Raw genomic sequence first — 24,985 nt, 5'->3', positions numbered from 1 at the left:
CTTTCCCCAAACCTATTAATCAGTAATTGTATTCGTTTCATTTAAAGGAGTAATCAGTCTTTGGCTTTTAAAGCAGAATCAATTCTTTCTGTAAGATCCTCCAGATGATATTTCGTCTGCCCCTGGGCCTTTGTCGCTGCATTTTGAATGGCACTTCGAATAGCTTTTAACTCACCTTTTACCTCGGAACTCACGTCGGTTGACGAACCGGCTGCAGCGCCCGGACCATTAATAAGGGTGATTAACTGATTAACGTAATTTTTCTGAAGATTACGTCTGTAAATATCGATTTCTGTCCCAGTTTTCAGTTCAGAAAAAATAGAACGGCTCAGGTCGCCGAATAAGTCTGTAATTTTGTATGCATCCTTTCCCTCCAACGCTTCGGCAGTGATCAATTTTTTTAAAGTTGCATTGTCCAACAGCTTGGAAAGAACTGGAGATTGCAGCAAGGTAATCACATATACCGGATCGATACCTGTGACCGCAAGAATTTTCTTATCCAGTATCCAGGATGGGGTATTAAATAACTCCCTATCCAGAAAGGCCATAGCCTCCTTTTGTTTCGCCATAGGATTGCGCTGGTAGACTGGCCCAGTCTGTTCAACTGTTTTCGGTGTTTCCATCACTCCTCCAATATTCCTGGATACATGGCCCATAAATTTTACCATTTGACCAACCAACTGGCTATACATAGATTTTAGGTTACCATACCCTTCGTTATCGGCCCGTGTCCATTCAGGTAACTTGGTAAGTACCCTTTTGAGGTTTTTGATGCCATATTCACTGGATATCATGGCATTGTCCCCCAGGTCTTCACTTTGGGAGCGTGGATCATCAAGGTTCGCCTCACTTCCAAACCATAAACGGTTGTTTTTGAGCTTCTCAATCGTCAACTTATTTAATATGGGTACTTCAGCTGCAGCATTTTTATTGTCAAAAAATCTGTAGCCCCATTCAACAGCCCAGAAATCATAATCACCAATTCGCGGATAGATCCCTCTTGGACTTATATTATCTTCGGGTTGAGCAACATAATTGAAGCGCGCATAGTCCATAATGGATGGTGTATGGCCATTTGATTCAACAAAAGCCTTATCCCTTAGTTTTTCTGAAGGTACAGTTGAACTCGAACCAAAGTTGTGCCTAAGACCTAAAGTATGTCCTACTTCATGAGAAGATACAAACCTGATCAATTGCCCCATCAGTTCATCACTAAATTCCATTTTTCTTGCACGGGGATCTGTTGCAGCAGCTTGGATCATGTACCAGTCATGCACAAGTTTCATTACATTGTGATACCAGTTGATATGACTTTCTATGATTTCGCCACTGCGTGGATCAGCAACACTGGGACCTGTAGCATTTGGTAATTCAGATGGCTTATAAACAATTGCCGAATGCTGTGCATCTTCCAAACTCCAGGTAGAATCCTGCTTATTTGTAGGTGCAACTTTGGCAATAATTGCATTTTTAAATCCCGCCTTTTCAAAAGCTTTCTGCCAGTCGTTTACTCCTGCGATAAGGTATGGAACCCATTTTTTTGGTGTCGCAGGATCAATATAATATATAATAGGTTTTTTGGGTTCTACCAATATTCCCCTTTTGTAGGCGGCAAGGTCTTCGGTTTTAGGCTCGAGTCTCCAGCGTCTTATCATTTCCACCTCCTTTATGCCCTGTGGATTACCATCGAAATCAGTGTAGCCTACGGTGAAATAGCCTATTCTTGAGTCATAGTATCTTGCCTTCATCGGCACTCTGGGTAGCATAACCATTGAAACATTTAGTTCTATGGTAGCTGAACTTGAGGGTGAACTCATATCAATGTCTCCTGCAGTGCCGGGTTTCGGTGGAGCAGGGGTGAGCATGTATGTTTTTACAACATTGATTTCTACATTTGTTGGAAAACTTTTGATCCCGACTATATAGCTCTTGTCCGGCTGCGGTGCTGAAAAACGGAACCCTGCTTTACCTACAGCGGATCCAAAATAAAAAATATCGTTATCACTGTTGATATAGTCAGTCATGTCAATTACGCTGCCCTTCTTATCAGCCGAGTAAGCAGCAATTGGAAATGCCGAAGCAATTGGCTGAATATTGGAGCGCTGTAGATTTTGGTACATCGCGGTTGTGCTGTCTGTTCCATATGTTTTATATGAAACTTTGCGCATGAAAATTTTGTTTGACGGGCCTTTTTCAAAACGGATTACTGTACTCCCAAGCTGGTCTCCTGCATAACCAATTGTTGATCCGCCTTTTGAAATTCGGCTCACTACCAAAATATCCCTACCTAAAGTACTGTCGGCAATTTCAAAGAAATATTTGTCTTCAAGCCGATGGGTGGTGATCATTCCCTTGCGCGTAACCGCTTTCCCGGTGATGACCTGCTCGAAAGGTTTAGGTTGACCTTTGTTAACGACCATAGGTATGTTTGCTGCTTTCTTTACCGTATCTACGGGTAAGGTTTTCGGTGCTCCGGGTTTTGTTTGACCTTTGGCAACGAAGATTGATGTTATACCCAAAAAGGTAAACATTAAGAATTTTTTCATGAATGTTGATATTACTTTTTGTATTTTGTTTATAGATTTCCAGTGGAGCTGGTCAGCTTGTAGACACTCATTTCCTGGTCAAATTTGAGTTACAGAGCTGCTCTTCCCATTTTTTGCACCGAAATTTTTAATTGAACCGGAAAATTACGAAATGTAACCGTTTCCCGTAATTGGAGGGAAACGGTTAAAATAATGGCTATGCTATGCTGATTATATTTTCTTTAATAATCAAGTCGATCGCCAATTTACATTACTTCATCAACGCAGAGATTTTTTCTGTAAGGTCTTCTCCCCGAAGATTTCGGGCAACAATTATACCTTGAGGATTGATCAGCAGGTTTTGAGGCACTGAATTAATTCCAAACATGAGTGCTACCTCATTTTTGTAATATTTCAGGTCACTCACATGGATCCATGGCATTCCATCTTTTTCAATAGCCTGTTTCCATGATTCCTTATTTGCATCAAGAGATACACTCACAATTTCAAAGTCCTTGTTTTTAAGACTGTTATAGGCCTTTACCACATTTGGGTTTTCTGCCCTGCAGGGTGCACACCAACTTGCCCAGAAATCGACCAGCACATATTTCCCCCTCAATGAAGATAATGTAAAGGGCTTCCCGTTTAAATCGTTCTGAGTAAAATCGGCAACTTTTACACCGGCCTGACGTCTTCTTCCAATCTCCATCTTTTTAGCTACCTGATCTCCTAAGGCTGAAGTTTTTAATTCAGATGAAAATTTTTCAAAAAGGGGGTCAACCTTGGCTGATTCAAAACTTCCGCTCAGAATATCCTGGTTAAATATATAAAGCCCCATAAATGAATTGAGGTGTGACGCTACGAATTTCCAATTTCTTCTCTTAATTTCATCTACCATCCAATTAACGCTGTCGGTTGCTTTTTTCCAAGCCTCATCTTTGGGTTTTTTGTAAAATTTATTGTTTAAACTGATAATAGCATCGGTCAGTGGAGTTATCGATGTCATTAATTCGCTGTTTTCTTTTTCACTTATCGATCCGCTTACTTTCGCGTTTTTGATTGAATCGTTCCCAATAACAGAGATTTTGGCGTTTTCTACGAAAAAGGCCAACTGGTCGGTATTATACCTTTTCTCTTCGGACTTTAAGCGTTTAAGGGTGAGAATGATTTGTTTAGGCGCATCAACACTCCCCTTGAAAAAGAATTTTCCTCCTTTAACTTCCGCTGAATCAGTATTTACCCATCTGCCACCATTTATGGAAGAAAGAAAAACTTTCGAGGACTCTTTCAAGCCAGTGAGTTTTCCTGATATGGTATAATTTTTTTGTGCTGCTACCACAAATGGCAATAACATAAAAATTGAAATGATTGTTCTTTTCATTGTTTTTTATTCTAATAAGTTTTCAGCTTATGAAAGGCTTGCTATTTTGAGGTGAGCAGTTCTGCTAATTTCTTTTCAAGTTCCTCACCCCGAAGATTCTTGGCAACAATCTTTCCTTCTGGTGAAATTAGGAAATTAGCTGGAATAGCGGTTACCCCGTACGCTAATGCTGCCTGGCTATTTGCCCCCTTAAGTTCTGAAGTCTGTGTCCAAGGTAAACCATCGTCTTTCACGGCTTGCAGCCAGGCTTTTTTCATATCCGAGTCATCAATCGATACCCCAAGAATGTTAAAATTTTTGCTTTTGTATTTATTATATGCTTTAAGCAGATTTGGGTTTTCAGCTCTACATGGCTTGCACCATGATGCCCAAAAATCTACGAGTACATACTGTCCTCTGAAATCAGATAACCTGACTGGTTTTCCGTTAGGATCGTTCTGTGTAAAATCCGTTGCAGTGACCCCTACGTTGGTTTTTTTACCCACCTCAATCATGGCCTGCACTTTTTTCCCTGGCGCTGATTCGCGCAGACCGGGAGTGAATTTTGCGAATTTGGCTTGCGCGGTATCAGGATTGAAATCCTGTGCAAGCTCAAGGTTAATGAAAGTGACCAATGATACCACAGAATTAGGGTTTTTAGAGATAAATACCCTGCTCACGCTGTCATATCCGGCCTGTGAGGCAAGCATTGGTGCTCGCAGTGATCTGCGTAAAACCGAATCTTTCTTTTGAACCTCGCTCCAACTGCTGTAAACTTTCATAACAGAATCCGCAGTATTCTTGAAAGGTTTTTGCATTGCAAGCAACTGCTTGCGTTCATCGTTTGTTTTAGAACCTGTCACCGAGGCATCCGTAAGAGAATTCTTTGTTGTGATCGTAATGTTGGAATTTTCGAGATAAAATTCAATGCCATCATTTGGTTTTTGAGAAATACCGTTTACGATTGGCTTAAGATAAACATAGGCTCCCAACGGATTATTTACCTTACCCTTGAAAACAAACTGTCCGTTTTTAACAGACACCGAATCTAAAACTTTTTTCCCCTGGTTGCTGTAACTTAGGTATGCCATTGCCGGACCTGTTTTTTCAGTTATCTTACCAACTACGGTGAATTGGCTCTGTGCCTTCGCGCTGATAGTTAGAAGGCAGATGCATGTTACGATAAAATTTATTTTTCTCATTTCTGTTTATGTTGATATTGTAGTTTCTGGCTGTAACTGTTCTTATGTTACAGCCAGTTTAGTTGTTGTTGTACCTGTTTTGCTGATTAAGGGACAAGAGCGATACCACTAACGAACACAACCGGTAGATTCGAATATCTGGCAGCGGCCAATACGGTGAATCGCAGATATCTTGCTGTAGTTATTCCTAAATCAAGTGTCTGCTCATTGTTAACAAGATTGCCTGCGAAAATGCCTTTGTTAATCCAGGTTGTACCGTTCATACTTGTCTCAATCTGTATCGAAGTGGGATGTCCACCAGAGGTTGGATAGGGGAGTATGGTAGGATAGAAATACCTAACGCCAGTAAAGGTGTAATCATCGTTAAAATTGATCGTTACAAATTGGGGCATCTGCTGGGTGGTACTGCTGAGCCAATAGGTGGTCTTGTCATTTTCGTCCCTCACCTGAGCTGCTCCAACAGCTGTGCTGTTCTGCGAAGAAAAGGCAGCAATTGTCCAAGTGTCCCTCGGGATAAATTGTGCTTTTTGCGTTTTAAATACGTAGTAGATAACCCTTGTCGTGGCTGGTCCTTCTGTTTTACCGTCTACTGACTGGATCACAACTGGCAAAACATAGGTGGTTCGCCCTTTTAATTTTGTCTGCTGACCAACGTTGAGCTGTGCGGCCTCTGAAACCGAGGAACCGGCCCGTATCACCGTGTTCGCTTTATAGAACAGATAAGAGGTAGCAGGTAATAGTACCGCATTGCCATATTTTGCTCGGAAATCTGCTATTTTAGTAGTATCTACCCCAAAACTGATCTGGTGATCGCTGGAGGAAGTACTACCAGATAATGCAGCCTTAATGTCGAATACCATCGCCACGTTATCAATTATGGGTAATGATATTTCCACAGAGTCCTTTGCTGATGGGAAATCAAAAGAAACACTTGCATTAGGTAAAGAAACTGTTCCATCTTCTTTGCTGCAAGCCGCCAAAAACATTATTAGCGAGCAGATTATTAATATATTTAATTTACGCATGTCCTTATTTTTTTATGGATTTTGTGGCATATCTGGATTAAAACTGAGCACCTGAAAAGGAATCTGCAGTGTATAGCGGTTGCTATGTGGGGGTAAAGTCACTATCGCAGTATTCTGCGCATTATAACGGGTTACTGTTCCCATCCTGTTTTCCTTGTCCAACCGGCGCATATCAAACCAGCGCAATCCGTTAAACGGCATTTCATGACGCCTTTCTAGAAAAACTTGTTCAAGGACGGTGTTCTGGTCACTGGAGCTGTAATCTGTATAGTTCGAAAATCTGTTTTTCCGGATATCGTTCAACTGGCTTAGTGCTTCAGTAAGGTCGCCACTGCGTGCAGCACACTCTGCGATGGTTAATTTCATCTCCTGTACCGAGGTGCCCGGGTTAACAAATTGAAGTGTAGGAGATACAAAAAGGGGTGTATATGTAGTGGCTCCCCTTGTTGTAAATGCATATCCATCCGCACTGTTATACAGCTTGCGGACCCGAAGATCATTACTGACAAATGAACGCAAAAAATCTATTGTAGGAGTGGTCTGTGCCAGATAAATCCTCCCGTAAATGACATCGGGATGTACACTTAGGAAATTGGTTGCAGGAAGTGCTCCATTAAAATTTATCATTACCGCCTTGGTATTGGAAAGGGCAAGCTCTGCATATTTGCGGGCCTCAGGATAATTTCTCATGTAAAAGTATGTCCTTGCCAGCACACTATATCCGGCTGCTTTAGAACCGCGTAGCCGGTTTGCCGAGTTGTCACCTGGAAGGTCTGTAATTGCTGCGTTAATGTCATCTATAATGTGCTGATAAACCTCAGCAATCGAGCTTCTGGATGGAGCTTTCTGACTTACATCATTCGAAGTCACAAAAGGAACGCCTGGATCCTGTTGGGCCGTAGTGGCATCGTAAGGCTTACCATATTCATTGATCAGATAAAAATACTCCATCGCCCTGCCTAATAATGCCTCTGATTTTAAGCTCCTTTTCTTTGCAGCTGTTCCTCCTGTGGCATTGTCGATACCAACCAGAACAGTATTATAAAGGTTGATCCTTCCATAATGATCGCCCCAAATTGGAGGAGAGGTGTTAATGTCTGTCGAAAACTGAAGTGACCACGTGTATATAAGCTCAGAGGGATCAATTGCCGGGGTCTTAACGGTTACAAAATCATAATTGTCACCCAAGTAGTTTAAATAATTGTATGCGGATGGTGCCACTGCTCCCGAATAGAACTTATCGTCATTTAAAAACTGTTCATAATTGTCAACAGTGGAAAGTAGGGTCTTTCCCTTTGGGGTGATGTCGAGGTATTTATCACATCCTGTAAATACCAGACAGCATGCCAGTATACAGATAAAATTTATCTTTTGATTCTTCATTTCGTTACTGTTTAAAAGTTGGTTAATAAAGCTAAAGAGAATGTTGGGGTGATGTAGGACTTTTCATAACTTCCCGCACCAAGGCTGTAGTTATATCTGTTAAGGCCTACTGTATAGAGATTGGAAGCCTGCGCTTTTAATTCCAGGTGCCTTAAACCAACCTTTTTAACGAATTTCGACTGGTCAAAATTGTAGGATACTACTAGATCACCCAGGGTGATATAATCTCCATGTACAACGTATTTATCTGCGAAATTGTAGGCATCGCGTGCATTTTGGTTATTGAAAAAACCTGCTAGTCCCATTACATCGGTTTTTAATTCATCTCCGGGCATTCTCCAGTAGCTTCCCGCTCCTTCCAGCGGTCTGTTCTGACTGGGATTAGGTCTGGGAACTCGTACCTTGAAACCTCCATAATAATTTATGGTTGCCTGAAAATAAAAGCTGCCAACATCAACCCTGTTGGTCAGTCCAGCAAATATAGTCGGGATAGAAGACCCTGAATATCCAAGTACTCCGGAAGTGTCACTTCTTAAGGCGATCCCCGTTGGCGTATTGTCTCCAATGGTCTGAGTGTTATAAATCTTGCCGCCGTTACCTGATAAAAGAGGGTACCCCTTATCATCCAGGCCTACATAGTTGTAAGAGAACATGGCACCAACAGGATAGTTTTTTACATATCCAAGGGCGGCAAGTGTAGAGGGTCTGGAGTCTGATGCGCGATAGACGTCCAGTACTTTGCTGGTATTCCTGGAAATCGCAAAGGCAGTATTCCAATTCAACTTAGGGGTAGAAATCCAGTCTGCGTTCAGATTAAGTTCCAGGCCCTGGTTATTAATTGTAGCCTGATTGATAAGGGTAGGACTGACCCCTATAGTTGGATCAATCACGGCGTTACCTAATAGGTCGGTGCTTCTTTTGGTGTAATAATCTACCGATCCCCTAACGTTTTTGAAAATTGTATAGTCCAGTCCGATGTTAAGGTTTTTGGTCTGTTCCCAACGCAGGCTACTATTTGCATATGAAAGTAGTGTAAGTGCCTGACTTGTAGGGGTAACGTAATTGCTTAATACGCTCCGTGCAATTACCTCTGGCAGTGATGATTTCGCAACGTTACCATTGAAACCATAGGATGCACGTAGTTTAAGTGTATTGACCCAGTCTACATTTTCCATAAAACTTTCCTTATTAATATTCCATCCGGCACCTACAGACCATAGTGGTTTGTATTTATATTTCGGATTTGTTCCAAACAGGTTGGACTGATCTATGCGCGCACTTGCGGTAAGCGTATAAGTATTTTTAAAGGAATAAGTAAAGGTTGAATAACCTGATAAAAAGCGGTCTTCGGTATATTGCTGGTTAAAAAAGTTGTTGAAGTAACCCTGTCCCTGTATAGGGGAACCCAATTGAAAACTGCCCACTATAGCTCCAGTACTGATGGCGGAAAAATCAACTGGCTGAAGCAGTAAGGACTGATCATTGTATCCGAAATAAGATGCCGTATTTCCTTTGCTGACCAGGCTTCTTACCTCTCCACCAGCAATGACGCTAAAGGAGTGATCCTTTGCGAATGTTCTGTTGAAGTTCAGTTGCGTGCGAGCGGTATAACTTGTAGTTGTTGTTCCCTCCTGATTGAGATAACCACCGACCGGTATATTATATTTTAGGGTACCGTCAGGGTTTTTTACAGCATAACTATTGATATAGCTGATTGTTTCAGATGAGCGTTCAGAAGCACTGTGTTTAAAATCCGAGCGCGAGTTCTCATACACCCCGCCAAAGGTCAGGTCGAAACCACCTCCAATATTGTAATTAAAATCAGCTTTGAAGCGGTTATTTACAGTGTGGGTTTTATCTGAGATCTCGTTTACATCAAGCAGCGGATAGTATAAATTATCGGCAAGGCCCTGCGCCATTAGCGAACGGTTAAAATAAGGAGATATGCCTCCCCCGAGAATGTAGGTCGGATTTCCGTTTACATCGCGGTAGTGCTCGTAAGGTTCAAATGAAGATGCGCCAGGGACCGGAGCACTATTCATCCGCTGCTCCTGGTAATCGGTTGAAATATCCAGGGATAAGCGTTTAGTAAACTTTAGAAGACTTCTAGCGGTTATGGAAAACCTGTTGTCATCATTGTTTATGGAAGTCGCACGGTTACCTGTATAATTTGAGCTGATGTAATAAAGTGCATTAGCACTGCCCCCTGAAACATTAAGGTTATAGGTTTTTGTGAATGCGCTCCTTTGGAAAACATCGCTGTATTCATCTAGGTTATCATATCCTGCCAGCCCTGCGAAAGAATTTGCAGCCTGTGACGGCGTGATGATGTTTGCTGCAGCCTGGGCAAGTATATAGTATACTGGTGACCGGCGTGTCGTTCCCTCGCCGCCTCTTGCCAATCCAGCCCAGGTATTTGTATTTACACTTGAAGCAAAAACTGATCTTTTGTAGTCTACTGCGATAGCGGAAGCATCATCCGCCCACCTGTACCGGCTGTAATTTTCTTTTGGGGTTAGAGCCGTAGTTGCCCTGAATGTAAATTGAGCCTTACCTGCAAGCGGGGTTTTTCTTTCAACAACGATTACCCCGTTTGATGCCCTTACGCCGTAGACTGTGGCAGCTGCCGCATCTTTTAGGATCGTTACAGATTTAATTTCGTTAGGGTCTATAAGATCAAGGGTCAGTTCTGTCGGGTAGCCGTCCACAACGATAAGTGGAGTTTGGTTTGCCGACATCGTGGAAATACCACGGATATTGAACAAAGGTCTGCTGGAAGCGTTTCCCCCGGGAACAGTACTATTGAATAATACACTATTGTTGATCATAAGCCCCGGCAATTTATTGACTAGTCCATCGAGGAAGTTTGTACTAATCCTGGATTCATACATTTTGCTGCTCAACTGCGACACCGCACCCGTGCTCTGCTCAGGTTTGATACGCTGGTATCCCGTATTTACTGATACGGCCACCTCGTCTAAGTTTCTGCTGGTCATACTTAATGCGATTGTGCCCATGTCTTTTGCCGCGCGGACCTCTTTGTTTTGATAGCCGATAAAGCTGACAATAATTATTGCGTTCTCTTCTACATTGGGGAAAATAAAAAAGCCATTTGGAGCGGTTCTGATACCCTGTCCAGTACCCTTTATAATAACCGTTGCCCCAGAAAGCGGTTTGCCGGATGCTGAATCTATCACCTTTCCCGTAATTGTTATGGGAGAATTAGGTGTTGGAATGCTTGTCCTAAGTATCGGTTTCGTCCTTGGGGTAACGACAACTGATTTATCCCCTATGCTGAAGTCTAGAGGCTGATTAGAGAAAATTTCTTTAAGAACAATGTTCAGTTCTACGTTCTGGACATCAATTGTTACGGGTTTTGCACTTTTAAGCAAAGAAGTGGTATACAGAAAATCATAACCCGTTTGCGTACTGATCTTGTTAAAGACCTGGCCGAGTGTTATGTTTTTTTCTTTGAGTGTAACCTTTTGAGCAAGGGTAGTGGCGCTGACCTGTAAAATAATTGCTGTCAGAAGAAGTGCGGTTAACTTCATAGTCATTAGCATTTTTTTCATACAGCCTCTCGGCTGCACAAAACTTTTAGGGTAAAGTTTGTACATTTGTTTAGGATGGGTTTATACGTCGCGCCTATTCATTTTCAGATGGTTCAGGCGTTCCGCGTTCCTTAAATAGTTAGTTTGATTATTTGGAGATCCATGTTTAGGTCATTCCGGCTCGACCCCGGAATGGCTTTTTTTGGAGTATTGGTTTGTAGAGTTATTTCGTCACGCTAATCCTCCTTCCTTTGATTTCAAAATGAACAGCCCCTGTTTGTTCAAGCATTTTCAATGCTTGACTGATATTTTTATAGCGTGAGATTTTTCCGTTGAAACCCTCTGAAGACATCGGTCCCTGAAAAGAAACTTCAATATCATACCACCTAGAGAGCTTACGCATGATGCTTTCAATATTCTCATCATTGAAACGGAAGTAACCGTTTTTCCATGCAATTGATTCTTCAGTGTCAGCCTGGCCTATAGATATACCTTTACTGCTAAATTCAGCCTCTTCACCTGGTTTGATCGTTTTTGATTGATTTGCACCGCTTATACGCACCGACCCTTCAATTAATGTTGTCCTTACATTCTTTTCATCAGAATAGGCGTTGATATTGAAATGCGTTCCCAGCACCTCTACTACCTGACCTGAAGAAACAACCCGGAATGGCTTCGCTGCGTTATGGGCCACTTCAAAATAAACCTCGCCGGTAATTTCAACTTTCCGCTCCAAACCAGTGAAGCTGGTCGGATATTTAATACTTGAGCCGGCGTTCAGCCATGCGTTTGTCCCATCAGACAACGTTAAATGGTATTGACCGCCCAAAGGAGTATTTACTACATTGTAGCCCATAGATTGTGGGGATAATTGCCTGGATGGAATTTTTTGATAAGATATGTTCCCGTCAGAAGTTTTTACCACACTGACATCGGGAAGTTGTGCAAGACTTCCATTTTTTGCATCTGAAAGCGTGATTTTCCGTCCATCAGCCAGGGTCAGGATAGCGTTATTACCACCAGGGGCAATATCATTGGAAACGGTTTCAGAAACCCGCGCTTTAGGATTTTTCGTAATAAGATAAAGACCGCTTATCCCAAGAAGGATCGCGATTGACGCTACAGCTACAATTCTTGGCCACCGGTAACTTCGTTGGGGATGTATGTTCCCCTTTTTGGTAATGGACTGGTATAACCGGCGCTCCATTTCCTCTATAGATTCTTCCGTTTCCAGCTCCAGCGAATTTTCTAAACTGTTGTACCAGTGATTAAACTCTGACTGTTCAGCTTTTGATATAGTGCCATTCCGCCACTTTTCTGCAAGAAAATAGATTCTCTCTGTTGGATTTTGGTATTGCATATTGGCCCGTTTTAATATAAAGCCAAATAGAAGTTAAATAACCCTACCTTTTTTTAAAGAAATTATTAAATTATTGTAAATAAAATTGCTGACTGAGCTATTATCGTGAGGTATCACTTTTTTAATGTAGGTAAAATCAATAGAATGTATACAAAAAGAGGCCCAAAACGGGACTTCAATAATTTCAGTGCATGGGTTATATGTTTTTCTACTGCTTTTTCAGAGATATTCAGATTCTCGGCTATTTTTTTATTGGTAAAATCAGTTTCTCTACTCATCCTAAAAATCAACTGACATTTTGGAGGCAGTGAACTTATGGTGGTTTCTAACTGCCGCTGGAGGGTTTCGAGATCAAACGCTACATGAACCGGCTCCTGATATTTTGGATTTTCATGCGCAAAGGCATTGTTACGCAGCTGCTCCCGCGATCTTTTTGCCAACCGGTTGATTACCTCAAACTTGACAGCTACAGCAAAATAATTTTCAAATCCCACTTTTAACTCAAACCTCTCCCTACGTTTCCAAAGATTCAAGAATATTTCCTGAACAGCTTCTTCGGCATCATCGATGTCACCCAGTCGCTTTCCCGCAATAACCAACAACTTATCCCAATACTTTTGATAGATTGCCTTGAACGCACCCTCATCACCAGTCTGTAATAAGGCTGCAAGTTCCATATCGGTTTGAGTGGTATAAGTGATCATGTTGGGTTAACAAATATAATGATTTAAATTAACAGTATGTGCCTTTGTGGCAAGACATACCGCTCCATTTCTGCCTAAGGCAATGTCCCTAAACTGATCCTGGGGCTGTGATTCAAACATCAATTACAGTTCATTGTATCGTACAGATATCTAATACTTTTTTTTGCTATAAAAGTAGGGGTAGGGTAAATCGGCTTTTGATTGGCTATAGTTAGTAGCCCTAGTGATTTTGAAACTCCTATAAATGTTGGGATGTTTTTGAGGAGTAGTTTCCATTTAGTATTTAAGCATAGTCTGTATAGGCTCAACCTGTAATTACTGGCTTCTGCATTCCTGAAGGATTTAGTTTAGCTGGCTGCGGAATTAACCTTAAAAGTCTTTTAATTAAAATATTGGATGAAAATAAAACGTTCAGCTTTTCAGCCAAAGGAATGTTCGAATGGAATGAATGCACATTTTGATGTACTGAAAAAACATCTGATCAGCTTTGCAAATATGAATGCCAAGGATCTTGATGAAACCGAGCCATTCTGGAAGTCCAAAACAGTTGCCAAAGGTCATTGTTTTGATATGAAATTCATAGCTTGGAGCGATCTGGGATTTATTGTAAAAGGGATTTTTCGGGTGTATCTGGTTGACCCGGAAACAGGTGCGGAAAAAAACCTATATTTTTTTTCGGAAAATCAATTTCTGTTGTCCCTGCGTAATCACATCCGTCAGACGAGCTGCGATTATTATATCCAGGCGATGGAAGGGGCGGAGATTATATACATCGCACATGAGGATCTCGACTCCCTTTATCAGACACGCCCGAAATGGACAATTTTGGGGAAAACACTCGCCGAGCTTTTTTTTACCTATTCCCAGACCAGAACTGAAGAACTACTGTTTATAAAACATGAAAAACGTTTTGTAAGGCTTTTGGAAGAACATCCGAACATCATCAACCGCATCCGAGCCTATCACATATCTTCATATTTGGGTATAACCAACCCATCATTGAGCAGGATGCGCAAAAGGATTAACCGATGAGGACCTACCAGAACCGTTTGTTGTAATCTCAGATTTTTGTCCCTGTTGATCTGTGTATGATTATGCCTTTTCTTGGTAGGTAAAGGGTGTGCCCAAATTTTGCGGTTCTCAATGCTTTTAACTTAAGTGAAAAACATGTTCGTGGTAATGCGCGAACTTTGATAATGTGATAATTCATACGAGCTAATAGCGTAGTTTTTTACGGAACCTTTAATTGACCTACACAATGAAAAATATTGCCAATGATTTTTATAGCGCTCCCCCGGAGCATGTCTCTCTTCAAAAACTTTTGGATGATGATTGTTTGCGGCGTGCAGATGGATTGTTATGCCAGGAAACTGAAAACTACATAAATAAAAATGGTGGTTTCATGGAGGAAAAGGAACTTATTGTGTTCTTTTTGGATATTAGAAACTTTACCTGTCTGCTACAGGAAGGAAATGAATATCAGGCAGTGAACCTGCTCAATAAGCTCTTTGACCTCTTTGGAAGGGTGATCACAGGTTTTGGAGGCAGATTGCTTGAACGTTCAGGAGATAACCTCTATGCAGTTTTTGGTCTGCAGACCGATATTTCGAATGCCGCAAATGCGGCACACGAATCCGCTATTATGCTCTTCGATCTACTCTCCCATGTGAACAGAGAATATTACAACGTACGTTTTGGAAAAGATCTACAGGTAGGTGTAGGAATTCATGCAGGGCGTGTTATTGTCAATCATAGTGATCAGGGTTCAGGGCTTTTGGCAATGGGGCTTGCAGTCAATCTCGCTGCGCGGCTGCAGCTGGAAACCAAAATTGTTGATAATGACCTTATCCTCTCGGATGACTTTTACCGATTACTTGCTCCGGAAAAGTTAAAGGATAGTTGGGAGCGTTTGGATCACGTCCAGTTTAAGGGAATCGATCAGCCACAGAACATTTGGCTCGCCGGTAAGCCATATTCGGGCGTACCCAGAAAAAAAAATGGATCAGATGATTTTCTGTACTGGCTATCTATCGCGGGTTAGCTACACCAATAAATCCTTCCACCGGCTCCCTTAATGTCAAAAAAATAGCAGGAACAGGTGTTTCTTGCTATTTCCTTTTAGTCCTTCATTTATTTTTGTACTAAAAGGTTCTTTCACTTTATAAGGATTAAATCTCGTCCGATCCATTTCTTTAGGTTAGATTAACTTAAGTTAAAAAGTATCATGATTGTATTTCCGAAATTTACCTTACAAAAATGATAAATATGGAATATTATGATGCCATAGTGATCGGGTCGGGACAGGCCGGATCACCTTTAAGCAGAAAGCTTGCCAATGCCGGTAAAAAGACAGCTCTTATTGAAAGACGCTTCGTTGGGGGAACCTGCGTAAATGACGGTTGTACGCCGACGAAGGCAATGATAGGATCGGCAAAGGCTGCTTTTCTCGCTAAAAATTCAAGCAAACTAGGTGTATATGTTGAGAGTGCACGTGTCGATATGAAGGCGGTGCGGCAGCGAAAGGAAGAACTTGTTCTGAGCTGGAGAAACGGAAGCCAGAAAGCAATGGAGAAAACGGAAAATCTTGATCTTATCTTTGGCGAGGCGATCTTTACAGGACCTAAATCCATCAAGGTTAAACGCAATGACGGTAGCGAAATAGAAATTCATGCAGATCTGATTTTCATCAATACAGGTACCACACCATTTATTCCCCAAATAGAAGGCCTCGGAGAAGTTGGGTACTTTACGTCAACCACGTTATTGGATACTGAAATAGTACCTGAGCATTTACTTGTACTTGGAGGTAATTATGTAGGGCTGGAATTTGCACAGATGTTCCATCGCTTTGGTAGTAAAGTCTCGGTCTTAGAACGGGGCAAGAGATTCCTAGCCCGGGAAGATGAGGATATCTCTGAAGAACTGACCCGGATATTAACTGATGAGGGGCTTGATCTTTATTCTGATGCCCAGGCGGTAAAATTTGAGAATCATAATGGAGGGATCAAGGCAACGGTTATCATAGAAGGGACACAACAGGAAATCTACTGTTCTCATGTTCTGGTGGCAACTGGAAGAAAGCCTTCTACCGCGGGACTTGCTCCTGAACTGGCTGGAATTCAGCTGGACAGTAAGGGTTTTGTAATGGTAAATGAAAAACTGGAGACAAATGTGAAAGGAATTTATGCCCTTGGTGATGTCAACGGTGGACCTGCATTCACCCATATCGCCTACAATGATTTTGTGCTGGTCTACCAGAACCTTTTCGAGGGGACGGACCAAAATACCCTGGAGCGTCCATTACCATATTGTATGTACACAGATCCTCAGCTCGGACGGATCGGACTGACTGAAAAAGAGGCTTTGGATCGGGGCTATGATATAAAAGTGGCAAAAATGCCTATGGCACATGTTGCGCGGGCGGTAGAAACCGGCCAGTCTCTTGGTGTAATGAAAGCGGTTGTAGATGCCAACAGCAAGTTGATCCTTGGTGCAGCAATATTGGGAGAGGAGGGCGGCGAAATTATGACCGTAATTCAAATGGCAATGGCGGGAGGTATAACTTATGATAAACTCAAATATTTTATTTTCGCCCACCCAACTTTTTCCGAATCATTAAATAATTTATTTATGAAATTAGAGGATTAAGTTCAGAACACATATATCCTTTATTGCGGGATCAATAAGCATCTAAATGCTTTAAACTGATCATGAAGGTTTAGCTTTTTATGTTGGCTAAACCTTATAAACTGTTTAGCTCTACCCGATAATTTCCCAGATTTATTTACTGATAATAATCTTCACAATGGGTTTACATTTTTAACCTGAAATCCCTTTAATTATGAAAAAAACTTTTTGCTTTTTTACGATGATCATAAGCCTTACTGCATGCGGCTCAGCTGGAGCACAGGCAGTAACTGCCAGACCTGTTACAGTTCTAGAGATCAACAGAAAAATGATTGACTCCCTGGATAATAAAATTATTGAAACGATAGCCCTTAGGGAAAAACTAGTTAAGGAGATTGGAGAATACAAAGCCAAGAATAACATCCCGGCGCTACAGACTTCCCGCTTCCAGGAAGTACTGAGAAATGCAGTCAAAGGCGGGATGAAGCAGGGTTTATCTGAGGAATTTGTTGCCGAGCTCATGAATGCTATCCACCGTGAAAGTCTTAGGATCGAAAGCAAAGCCGCAAATAATTCAAATTAATTTTTAAATCAAAAAGCTGACAAGAAATGCCAGCTTTTTTTAATTTTTTTCAGCGCCCATAAGTATAGATGCCACTTTTCGCCCAATATGTATTACTGAATTTGCCCGACTGTTTTTTTAGACATATATCATTCTAAACAGAACTAAAATGTACAACTGGAAGATCAAAAATGAAGATGGCAAATTGTTTTTCATTAATATGACTTGTGAATAACACTTGCGACAAATAAATGCTTTGAAGAAAAAAGCCTATAAATCTTTTTACTACTGATTTGAGACTTATAGGCTTGGTCCGTTAAAATTAAACTACCGGCTTAGCACCACCATCAATAGCATAATTCTGACCGGTAATGTATGATGCTGCGGGCGATACCAAAAAAGCCACCAAGTTCGCAACCTCTTCGGTATCTCCCATTCTATTTAATGGGATTCCACCAATTTGGGCAATAAGCTGCTTTGTTATTTCCTCAACACTGGTTCCTGATTTTTCAGCTAAGTCCTTTAAAAATGCTTCCATCGATCCGGTACTTATTACCCCGGGCGAAACGGTGACTACCCGTACACCTTTTGCAGCTACTTCAGTAGAGAGTGCCTTGCTGTAATTGTTAAGTGCGGCTTTGGCGGCAGCATAAGGCATGGTGGTCTGCCAAAGTGGTAGCACCCCTACACCCGATGAGATATGAATAATTACACCGCTGTTTTGTTCCAGCATCTTTGGAAGAAAGGCCCTGTCGAACCTGATGGAGGTAAAAAGATTCATTTCAAGTGCATTGCTCCAATCCTGATCACTTAATACACTAAAACCTCCGGCTGGAGCTTTGTTTGCACCAGCGTTATTGATCAGGATATCAACCTTTCCAAACTTTGTGGTAATTTCTTCTGCCACACTGGCTACGCTTTCAGGCAAAGAAACATCTGCTGCTATAAAATAGTGTTCGGAATCTAAGTCGTCTGGTAGATTTCTTGCGGTTACGATCACTTTTGCCCCATTGCTCGACAATCTGTCGGCGATTGCTTTACCAATTCCTTTGGTGCCACCGGTTACCAGGGCGATTTTGCCCTGCAATTCCTGTTTTTGATTTTCTTTACTCATGTTTTTAAATAATAATTTTGAATTGATTGTTTCAGAATTTAAGCTGATGTGTTGGGTTATTTCTGAAGTGATTGTTTCAGAATGTTATAAAAAAAAGATTATTTCGTGATTTGTTTGATAAAATATTGAGCCATTTTTTTGATTTTAACCGGATCTCTATGAATCAAATAAGATTCGTACCAGCCCGTCCATACGCTGATAAAGAAATCTGCAAGTAGTTCTGGACTCTCATCATTGGATATATCCCCTACAGCCATCGCTTTGGCTATGGTATGGCTTATAAACCTATAATTATTATCGTTATCGTCTTTAATCATATTTTTGATCCTTGGATCGTCTGTTGCGCCCTCAAATGCGGTTTTAATCGCAAGACAGCCATTTTTTTCGATGATAACAATTTTTACAGAATCTTCAATGTATTTTGTGAGGATGGATAGTGCTGAAGCTTTACTTTTTTCCCTCTGGATTAAATCTTTTTCTCTTGTTTCGGTATAAAGCGCAATACACTTAACAAATAATTCTTTTTTATCACCAATCGTATTATACAAGCTACTGCTGTTTATCTTCATCGCATCGGTCAGATCACGGAGCGAGGTACCATTGTACCCCTTTTCCCAAAAAACCTCCATTGCTTTTTTTACGGCGTCCTTCTCATTAAACTCAACATTTCTTGCCATAGCTACATTGTTATCCCCAAACGTAGCACTAATTTGAAACAATTGTTTCAGATTAGTGTCATCATTGAATTTTTTTTAAAAAAAAAGTTACCCAAAAGCATCATAACAAATGACTTAGTGGCCTACATTATATCTTGCTATTAGAAATTTGAAACGTGATGATCAGTTTATCGCATTCTGATTGAAATTGGGAAAATACCTGAAGCCCCTGATGAACGGTTAATTTATGCAATAGAACAGGATTAATCCTGAAAATGTTGTTATTGGCAATTTCAATCAATTATCATGGGTTTATTATTATCTGTACCAATAAAAAAATGAATTTGCCTGAGGTTAATTTTTATCTTGAAGCAACGATCTGATTATTTCCGTGCGGTTCGACAATCCAAATTCAATTAAAGTATTTAAGACAATCCAAATTTCCTGGGCATGGCCGGTTAATCGATAGTAAGTTATATCCTGAGTTGGTGTATATTCGATACTTTTTTCGATCAGTTTATGGTTTTCCAAGATGGTAAGCTCAGAAGTTAGTACTTTTGGGGAGATGCCATCAGATACCTCAAGAAGATCTTTAAAGCGTAGCTTTTCATAATAATGCAAGTTTAAAAGTATAGCGAAACGCCATTTTCCACTTAATAAATCTAGGGTATCTCTTAATGCCAAAAATCTTTGTTTCAAAATTTTTTCATTTTCTATACACGGTTTTATCTTCTTTTCCATGATACTTTCCTCCAGGTTAGTAATTACAAAGTTATTGAATCAGGCAAGTAACTTTGATTAAAAACAATATTAAAATGAAAAAAATCTTAGTTACAGGTGCTACAGGGAAGCAAGGGAGTGCCACAGCCTATGAATTGCTAAAAAATAATTTTGAGGTGTATGCACTTACCAGAAATCCTCATTCTCCAGAAGCCCTCAATTTAGAAAAAGCCGGCGCATTTTTGGTGAAAGGCGATCTAGAAGATATTGAAGGATTAAGAGAAATATTTAAAAAGGTCGACGGACTTTATCTGGTCCTTCCCCCAGTATGGGTTTCCAGCAGAGAAACAGATGAGAAAGAAGCGGATGCCGGAATACAGGCAATAAATTTAGCAAAGGAACAAGGTGTTGAATTTGTCCTTTATTCATCTGTTCTTGGATCGGACAAACAGGAATTATTTAGGCCAAGATTTAAATTTACAATCGAAAAATATTTGTGGGAAAGCGGGTTGCAGGGAGCTGTGATAAGACCTGCCTCTTTTATGGAAAACCTTTTATTGCCAAGTTTTGGATTAGCAGAAGGTAACTTTATCAACCCGTTATCAGAAGAAAAAGCAGTGCCATGGGTTGCCACTAGTGATATTGGGGCTTTTGCACGGATAATATTTCAAAACTACAAGGAATTCGATGGCAAAACAGTTGATTTTGGCGGCGAGTCATTGACTCCCAAACAGGTTTTAAACTTATTGGAAGAGAAGTTGAGCCAGCGAATCAATTTCGTACAAGTACCATTAGAAGTACTTTATCAACAAAGTGAAACATTTGCGAAATTGGTTGAAATGATCGACAAAGAAGGTTATGATCCAATTGATCATAAATTTATATCTTCTTGGATACCAAAGCTAACAGGTTTTGCGCAGTGGATGGATGAAACAGGGATCAAAAAAATAAAAGAGCTGGGGAGTGAGGGCAATTAATGATAAATGAGTTGAGATTATCATTATTTAAACATGACCGGAACAGGTTTCCGGTCACGTTTATGTTTAAAAAGTTCATTTGTATTTGGATATTTGTTAAACTTTTCGACTTCATAATCTTTGTCAAAGATATCCTAGATTGGAATGAGGAACGTTGATAATTTGTTTATCAAAAGGATCTACTTTAACATTTATCCAATACAGCTTCTTCAAATTTATTTTATGACCTGTAAAAGTATAGCTGTTACTTTATCCGGCATGGATAGGAAAGGACAATGTCCCGAGTTCAGCGTGTAAACATTTTTGATACCTGCTGCTGCTGCCACTTTCTTTTGAAGATCCAGCGTTGCAACCCGGTCCAGAGTGGTATGCACATAATACTTAGGTATTACTGAGGTTGCCTGGCTGTTTTTAAGAACTATTTTCTCCAATTGCGGAATAGTCGGCTCCGGCCTGTTGTTCGCGATCAGTAATCTTCTTACTTCTTCAGTACCATCCTGACAAAAAAGCGAGAAAACCTTATCATCAGGTATGCTGCCAGTTATGCCATCTGCAGAAGGAACAATAGCAGCAGATAACTGTGAATTGGTATCCATGGAAGTAATATCGTATAACGACTGGCCGTTGGTGGGAATTGCCGCCGCTATGTATACCATTTTTTCTATGCGTTCAGGAACGCTGTCTGCAACTGCTGTAATCGCTGAACCACCTGCACTGTGAGCGACAAGAATAACCTTTCCATTCACACCTGATATAGCTGAAACTATTCTATCACGGTAAGATTTCAATGTGATGGTTGCCGGTGGCGTCTGATCTTTTCCATGTCCGGGCAAGTCTACCACAATTACTTTCTGACCTGAGGCTTCTAACTGCGCTTTTACAAACTGCCATGCATAGCCTCCTTGAAAAGCTCCGTGTACCAATACGAATGTTTTCGGCTGTTGGGATGGTGTAAGGTCATCTTTAGAACATCCGGTGAACAATAATACCATGCTAAAAGCAAGGGTCAATAAAGCCATCATAGGACGGGCAATTTTTCTTTTTTGTTGAGTTGTCATAATATGTGTTTTTTATATTCGACAAACATCGGCTGTTTTAAATTTCCGGTTTTTAACTTAAGTTAACACCATTGAAATAAAATTAAAAAAAATGTAACGATCGATAACAAGAGGCTAATTGGCGGGCATAAAACCGTCCTGCAGTCTGCAAATGAAGGTAAAAGGTAACCAAAAGGAAATTTGAAATTTAAGGGTAATCTCCTTGGGGTGAACATTTGATAACTTAGGCTGATAGAAAACCGTAAAGCATCTTGTTAAATTCTTCAGGTTTTTCCATCATTGCTGCATGACCGCATTCCTTGAAAAATACAAGGGTAGAGGAGGGCAATAAAAGTGAAAATTCTTTGGCAACCGATGGAGGGGTAACCCTGTCGTTTTCACCCCAGATCAACAAGACAGGTTTTTGGATAAGCGGTAGGAGATCAGAAACACTATTTCTCTGGGTAGCTTTTGCTGCTTTTATGATTCCTAAGCATTTGCGGTTATCTGAAAGCAAATTGAACACTGCCTCAATTAGCTCCGATGTGGCATTTTCTCTCTTGTAGAATACATTTTCTATGTGCGCCCTGATGTAATTACGGTCACTCCGCCTGGGAAAACTTCCAATCATGAGATTTTCATAAAGACCCGAACTACCGGTTAGGATGAGCTTGTCAACCCTATTTGGGTAACGATGGGCGTACAATATTGCGAGATGGCCACCCAGACTATTTCCCACAAGGAAAACCTTATCCGGTGCAAGGGATTCAATTTCCCCGTTCAAGCTTTCAACGAGATGTTCAAGGAGGTCATCTTCATGGTGATCGTATAAAGGCAATAGGGGTACGTAAATATTGTAATCGTTTTTAAAGAACTCAACCGAACTCTGCCAGTTACTTAGGCTACCGAACAGCCCGTGAAGAAAAATGATGCTCTGTTTCATATGTAAACAAAGCTAGATCATAGCCTATGCTTCTTTTGTGATCTCAATCACAAAAGTTTTGGGACTTGTTGAGTAAAAAAAGCCTTGCCCTGCTGATCGCTTCCCGGCTCACGTAAAGATAACGGGCAATATTTGTCAATGATATTTTTTTTATGATCAACGGACGGTTTTCCAAAAGGTATTTATAACGTTTGACCGGACTTTTAAGTGATAGCAGGTATTGGTGTTCAAATGTTTTTTCTGCAAGATCCTGATAGATGTCTAGATTAACTGATGCAATGCTCATATGGAGATCATATAATGGCTGAAGTTTTTTTATGCTAAACCTTCGAATCTCCGAATCTTCTATGGCGGTAATTCGGATAGCTGAAGGTGATTTGCTGTAAAAACTCTCACAGTTTGCTATAAAATCATCTTCAAATGCAAAACGGATAATTTTCTCGTTACCATCTTCATCATCTATCGTGAATTTAAACTGTCCTGAACAGACAAAAGCCGCATACCTGGCAACCCTGCCATGATGTAAAAAACTTTCCCCTTTTTTGATAACCTTTTTTTTGGTCATACTATCCAGAAGTTCCCATTCATGATCAGAAACTATAGGATATTTAACCGTTAATCTATTGTACCAGTTTGATAAAGATTGTTTCATTCTTAGTGTTTGAGGATTGATTTGAAATATGCCCAGCTGTACTTTTTGGGGTTAAATCTTTACGGCGTGTCCAGAAGTAAATGGCCACTATGACCGTCATTGCAGGCACGACTGCACCGAATTCATCTGAGTACCATGCGGTTACTTTAGTGTTCACAGTGATCGGGGTAAAAAACGCCTGAATAAATAAGTTGTGGCTGGCATGCAAAAGGACTGCTGGCCAAAAACTACCTGACTTCAGTGTAAACCAGGTGTAAATGTAGCTGGCGGCAACGACCGATACAGTAAAGCAAGTTAAACCGTACCAGGCAGGCGTTCCATTATTATAGTGGCCAAAGATCAGCAAAGGATAATGCCATGCCGCCCATATCAGGCCTGTGATCAGTGAAGTTGCCCCAAAGCTGAAGCGCCTGCTCAGCTGAGGAACCAAAAAACCACGCCAGCCGATCTCCTCACCCAATGCGGTTGCAATACTGCTGAAAATTCCGATCACCCCTTGTGCAACTAGGTATAAAAGAAGAAAAAGATAGGAAGGCAGCCTTTCCCAGCCAAGTTCATGTGCGAGGCCCGAAATGTAAGCCTTATTATAAAAACCGCCCCAGCCTGTACACCAGATAATCAGATAGGCCACAGATGAATAACCCAATGGTAAAAGGTAGGCGGCAGTAAGATATTTGGCGGGCTTCCAGCTCCAGGCCAGATCTGAAATCCTAAAATTGAAAACTCTGCAGGTAACCCAGGCCGAGAGCGCAGGGCACCACATAATACCATAACCGTAAATACGGGCAGCAACACGGCCTCCATCGGGCGCTCTAAGGGTTAATATCCATATGAACGAGCTGAAAAGCAGCGTAAAGATTAGAAAGACAGTTACAGGATTGTAGAATAGCCTCCTAAAGAAATTAGGTAAATATTTTATCATATATTAAATAAGGTAATTTCGCTAATGTCCCCGCTAACAGATGATTCTTTTTACATCCATTTTTTCATCATTTGCAAAACGCATGATATCCTTAACGGCCATATTATCCCCTAAGTATTGATTATAATAAGTATATTTTATGTAACCATCTTCCCCGATAAGGAATTCTCCACCCAGCACATTTGGCCTTCCTTCAGGACAGAACTGTTCCTTAAATCGTCTTTTTCCCTCTGCTGCTTTTGCAAATGCGCCCTTATACATTGAAAACAGGATCTTTACGCTACTCACCTCGATATCGTACAGTGTATAAAGATCATATTCCGGGTTTGCGATGATCTGGCCGTAAAATGATTCGTTATAAGTATAACGCTTCAGGTTCTCAATGCTGCTCTCATATATGGCAAGCATCACCAGTCCCTTATCCCTGAAAAAATCTTCCATTTCCTGTAGTTCAAGAAAGCGAAGGTTTGTGAACGGGCAGGCCACATGCCTGTAAAATGTAAGCAGGATTTTTTTTCCTTTCAATGCGCTGACACTGATATTGTTTCCCAAAATGTCTGTGGCCTGAAAATCAGGAGCCGGTTGGTTTTCGAATAATGGCATGGTAATCTTAGTTATTGCCGGTTTGCATTTGGCTAACGGCTGGATCAATAGTTTGCTAATTT

Annotated in this window: 21 protein-coding genes; 5 read left to right on the top strand and 16 right to left on the bottom strand. The window is 40.9% G+C overall.

Annotated features, from left to right (window positions below; translation table 11 throughout):
* Positions 1–53: 53 nt before the first annotated feature.
* The 8 genes from ACTJKN_RS15575 to ACTJKN_RS15540 all read right to left on the bottom strand — a co-directional run bounded on the left by ACTJKN_RS15575 (position 54) and on the right by ACTJKN_RS15540 (position 13,110).
* Positions 54–2,546: a zinc-dependent metalloprotease gene (locus ACTJKN_RS15575; protein ID WP_440826400.1), complete on the bottom strand. Its 2,493-nt coding sequence runs from the start codon at positions 2,544–2,546 to the stop codon at positions 54–56.
* A gap of 250 nt (positions 2,547–2,796) precedes the next feature.
* Positions 2,797–3,906, bottom strand: coding sequence for a thioredoxin-like domain-containing protein (locus ACTJKN_RS15570; RefSeq protein ID WP_440826398.1), 1,110 nt, complete (start codon positions 3,904–3,906; stop codon positions 2,797–2,799).
* Between the two features lie 41 nt (positions 3,907–3,947).
* Positions 3,948–5,087: a redoxin domain-containing protein gene (locus ACTJKN_RS15565; RefSeq protein ID WP_440826397.1), complete on the bottom strand. Its 1,140-nt coding sequence runs from the start codon at positions 5,085–5,087 to the stop codon at positions 3,948–3,950.
* Between the two features lie 86 nt (positions 5,088–5,173).
* On the bottom strand, positions 5,174–6,073 hold the full coding sequence (locus ACTJKN_RS15560) for a BT_3987 domain-containing protein (RefSeq protein WP_440826396.1): 900 nt from the start codon (positions 6,071–6,073) through the stop codon (positions 5,174–5,176).
* Positions 6,074–6,124: 51 nt separating this feature from the next.
* Positions 6,125–7,495, bottom strand: a complete 1,371-nt coding sequence (locus ACTJKN_RS15555) for a RagB/SusD family nutrient uptake outer membrane protein (protein ID WP_440826394.1) — start codon at positions 7,493–7,495, stop codon at positions 6,125–6,127.
* Positions 7,496–7,506: 11 nt separating this feature from the next.
* Positions 7,507–11,046 carry a SusC/RagA family TonB-linked outer membrane protein gene (locus tag ACTJKN_RS15550; protein ID WP_440826392.1) on the bottom strand — a complete coding sequence of 1,180 codons (3,540 nt, stop codon included), beginning with the start codon at positions 11,044–11,046 and terminating at the stop codon, positions 7,507–7,509.
* Positions 11,047–11,269: 223 nt separating this feature from the next.
* Positions 11,270–12,406 carry a FecR family protein gene (locus ACTJKN_RS15545; RefSeq protein WP_440826390.1) on the bottom strand — a complete coding sequence of 379 codons (1,137 nt, stop codon included), beginning with the start codon at positions 12,404–12,406 and terminating at the stop codon, positions 11,270–11,272.
* A gap of 113 nt (positions 12,407–12,519) precedes the next feature.
* Entirely contained in the window at positions 12,520–13,110 is a 591-nt protein-coding gene (locus tag ACTJKN_RS15540; RefSeq protein ID WP_440826389.1) for an RNA polymerase sigma-70 factor, read from the bottom strand.
* Positions 13,111–13,506: 396 nt separating this feature from the next.
* Here ACTJKN_RS15540 and ACTJKN_RS15535 point away from each other — a divergent pair, with 396 nt between their 5' ends.
* The 4 genes from ACTJKN_RS15535 (at position 13,507) to ACTJKN_RS15520 (ending at position 17,320) form a co-directional block, all read left to right on the top strand.
* Positions 13,507–14,142, top strand: a complete 636-nt coding sequence (locus ACTJKN_RS15535; protein ID WP_440826386.1) for a Crp/Fnr family transcriptional regulator — start codon at positions 13,507–13,509, stop codon at positions 14,140–14,142.
* A gap of 226 nt (positions 14,143–14,368) precedes the next feature.
* Entirely contained in the window at positions 14,369–15,151 is a 783-nt protein-coding gene (locus ACTJKN_RS15530; RefSeq protein ID WP_440826384.1) for an adenylate/guanylate cyclase domain-containing protein, read from the top strand.
* 224 nt (positions 15,152–15,375) lie between these two features.
* Positions 15,376–16,758: a mercuric reductase gene (locus ACTJKN_RS15525; RefSeq protein ID WP_440826382.1), complete on the top strand. Its 1,383-nt coding sequence runs from the start codon at positions 15,376–15,378 to the stop codon at positions 16,756–16,758.
* A gap of 193 nt (positions 16,759–16,951) precedes the next feature.
* Positions 16,952–17,320 carry a chorismate mutase gene (locus ACTJKN_RS15520; RefSeq protein ID WP_440826381.1) on the top strand — a complete coding sequence of 123 codons (369 nt, stop codon included), beginning with the start codon at positions 16,952–16,954 and terminating at the stop codon, positions 17,318–17,320.
* Between the two features lie 301 nt (positions 17,321–17,621).
* On the opposite strand, the gene ACTJKN_RS15515 is transcribed toward ACTJKN_RS15520, so the two are convergent.
* The 3 genes from ACTJKN_RS15515 to ACTJKN_RS15505 form a co-directional block, all read right to left on the bottom strand.
* Entirely contained in the window at positions 17,622–18,413 is a 792-nt protein-coding gene (locus ACTJKN_RS15515; protein WP_440826380.1) for an SDR family oxidoreductase, read from the bottom strand.
* 98 nt (positions 18,414–18,511) lie between these two features.
* Complete coding sequence (locus tag ACTJKN_RS15510) at positions 18,512–19,090, bottom strand: TetR/AcrR family transcriptional regulator (protein ID WP_440826378.1); 579 nt, start codon at positions 19,088–19,090, stop codon at positions 18,512–18,514.
* Positions 19,091–19,423: 333 nt separating this feature from the next.
* On the bottom strand, positions 19,424–19,810 hold the full coding sequence (locus tag ACTJKN_RS15505; RefSeq protein ID WP_440826376.1) for a winged helix-turn-helix transcriptional regulator: 387 nt from the start codon (positions 19,808–19,810) through the stop codon (positions 19,424–19,426).
* Between the two features lie 74 nt (positions 19,811–19,884).
* Between ACTJKN_RS15505 and ACTJKN_RS15500 the strand changes: the two genes are divergently transcribed.
* Positions 19,885–20,766: an NmrA family NAD(P)-binding protein gene (locus tag ACTJKN_RS15500; protein ID WP_440826374.1), complete on the top strand. Its 882-nt coding sequence runs from the start codon at positions 19,885–19,887 to the stop codon at positions 20,764–20,766.
* A 215-nt stretch (positions 20,767–20,981) separates the two neighbouring features.
* Here the strand turns inward: ACTJKN_RS15500 and ACTJKN_RS15495 are convergent, their stop codons facing one another.
* The 5 genes from ACTJKN_RS15495 to ACTJKN_RS15475 all read right to left on the bottom strand — a co-directional run bounded on the left by ACTJKN_RS15495 (position 20,982) and on the right by ACTJKN_RS15475 (position 24,923).
* A complete protein-coding gene (locus ACTJKN_RS15495; protein ID WP_440826372.1) occupies positions 20,982–21,824 on the bottom strand; it encodes an alpha/beta fold hydrolase in 843 nt (280 codons plus the stop codon).
* A gap of 223 nt (positions 21,825–22,047) precedes the next feature.
* On the bottom strand, positions 22,048–22,746 hold the full coding sequence (locus ACTJKN_RS15490) for an alpha/beta fold hydrolase (RefSeq protein WP_440826370.1): 699 nt from the start codon (positions 22,744–22,746) through the stop codon (positions 22,048–22,050).
* A gap of 43 nt (positions 22,747–22,789) precedes the next feature.
* Positions 22,790–23,398: a Crp/Fnr family transcriptional regulator gene (locus ACTJKN_RS15485; protein WP_440826368.1), complete on the bottom strand. Its 609-nt coding sequence runs from the start codon at positions 23,396–23,398 to the stop codon at positions 22,790–22,792.
* On the bottom strand, positions 23,367–24,320 hold the full coding sequence (locus tag ACTJKN_RS15480) for a CPBP family intramembrane glutamic endopeptidase (RefSeq protein ID WP_440826366.1): 954 nt from the start codon (positions 24,318–24,320) through the stop codon (positions 23,367–23,369). Before ACTJKN_RS15480 ends, ACTJKN_RS15485 begins: the two co-directional genes overlap by 32 nt.
* A 33-nt stretch (positions 24,321–24,353) precedes the next feature.
* Positions 24,354–24,923 carry a redoxin domain-containing protein gene (locus ACTJKN_RS15475; RefSeq protein WP_440826364.1) on the bottom strand — a complete coding sequence of 190 codons (570 nt, stop codon included), beginning with the start codon at positions 24,921–24,923 and terminating at the stop codon, positions 24,354–24,356.
* Positions 24,924–24,985 lie beyond the last annotated feature (62 nt).

It is taken from the genome of Pedobacter sp. 22163, from assembly GCF_052045595.1.
In the GTDB taxonomy this organism is placed as follows: Bacteria; Bacteroidota; Bacteroidia; order Sphingobacteriales; family Sphingobacteriaceae; genus Pedobacter.
This window is presented reverse-complemented; position numbering and strand designations above follow the sequence as displayed.

Bases quoted from the DNA above. Each gene is read 5' to 3' on its own strand.
- ACTJKN_RS15500 (WP_440826374.1), top strand. From the start codon at position 19,885: ATGAAAAAAATCTTAGTTACAGGTGCTACAGGGAAGCAAGGGAGTGCC.
- ACTJKN_RS15555 (WP_440826394.1), bottom strand. From the start codon at position 7,495: ATGAAGAATCAAAAGATAAATTTTATCTGTATACTGGCATGCTGTCTG.
- ACTJKN_RS15485 (WP_440826368.1), bottom strand. From the start codon at position 23,398: ATGAAACAATCTTTATCAAACTGGTACAATAGATTAACGGTTAAATAT.
- ACTJKN_RS15490 (WP_440826370.1), bottom strand. From the start codon at position 22,746: ATGAAACAGAGCATCATTTTTCTTCACGGGCTGTTCGGTAGCCTAAGT.
- ACTJKN_RS15495 (WP_440826372.1), bottom strand. From the start codon at position 21,824: ATGACAACTCAACAAAAAAGAAAAATTGCCCGTCCTATGATGGCTTTA.
- ACTJKN_RS15480 (WP_440826366.1), bottom strand. From the start codon at position 24,320: ATGATAAAATATTTACCTAATTTCTTTAGGAGGCTATTCTACAATCCT.
- ACTJKN_RS15535 (WP_440826386.1), top strand. From the start codon at position 13,507: ATGAAAATAAAACGTTCAGCTTTTCAGCCAAAGGAATGTTCGAATGGA.
- ACTJKN_RS15510 (WP_440826378.1), bottom strand. From the start codon at position 19,090: ATGGCAAGAAATGTTGAGTTTAATGAGAAGGACGCCGTAAAAAAAGCA.
- ACTJKN_RS15560 (WP_440826396.1), bottom strand. From the start codon at position 6,073: ATGTTTTTGGCGGCTTGCAGCAAAGAAGATGGAACAGTTTCTTTACCT.
- ACTJKN_RS15550 (WP_440826392.1), bottom strand. From the start codon at position 11,046: ATGAAGTTAACCGCACTTCTTCTGACAGCAATTATTTTACAGGTCAGC.
- ACTJKN_RS15520 (WP_440826381.1), top strand. From the start codon at position 16,952: ATGAAAAAAACTTTTTGCTTTTTTACGATGATCATAAGCCTTACTGCA.
- ACTJKN_RS15525 (WP_440826382.1), top strand. From the start codon at position 15,376: ATGGAATATTATGATGCCATAGTGATCGGGTCGGGACAGGCCGGATCA.
- ACTJKN_RS15545 (WP_440826390.1), bottom strand. From the start codon at position 12,406: ATGCAATACCAAAATCCAACAGAGAGAATCTATTTTCTTGCAGAAAAG.
- ACTJKN_RS15505 (WP_440826376.1), bottom strand. From the start codon at position 19,810: ATGGAAAAGAAGATAAAACCGTGTATAGAAAATGAAAAAATTTTGAAA.
- ACTJKN_RS15565 (WP_440826397.1), bottom strand. From the start codon at position 5,087: ATGAGAAAAATAAATTTTATCGTAACATGCATCTGCCTTCTAACTATC.
- ACTJKN_RS15530 (WP_440826384.1), top strand. From the start codon at position 14,369: ATGAAAAATATTGCCAATGATTTTTATAGCGCTCCCCCGGAGCATGTC.
- ACTJKN_RS15575 (WP_440826400.1), bottom strand. From the start codon at position 2,546: ATGAAAAAATTCTTAATGTTTACCTTTTTGGGTATAACATCAATCTTC.
- ACTJKN_RS15570 (WP_440826398.1), bottom strand. From the start codon at position 3,906: ATGAAAAGAACAATCATTTCAATTTTTATGTTATTGCCATTTGTGGTA.
- ACTJKN_RS15475 (WP_440826364.1), bottom strand. From the start codon at position 24,923: ATGCCATTATTCGAAAACCAACCGGCTCCTGATTTTCAGGCCACAGAC.
- ACTJKN_RS15540 (WP_440826389.1), bottom strand. From the start codon at position 13,110: ATGATCACTTATACCACTCAAACCGATATGGAACTTGCAGCCTTATTA.
- ACTJKN_RS15515 (WP_440826380.1), bottom strand. From the start codon at position 18,413: ATGAGTAAAGAAAATCAAAAACAGGAATTGCAGGGCAAAATCGCCCTG.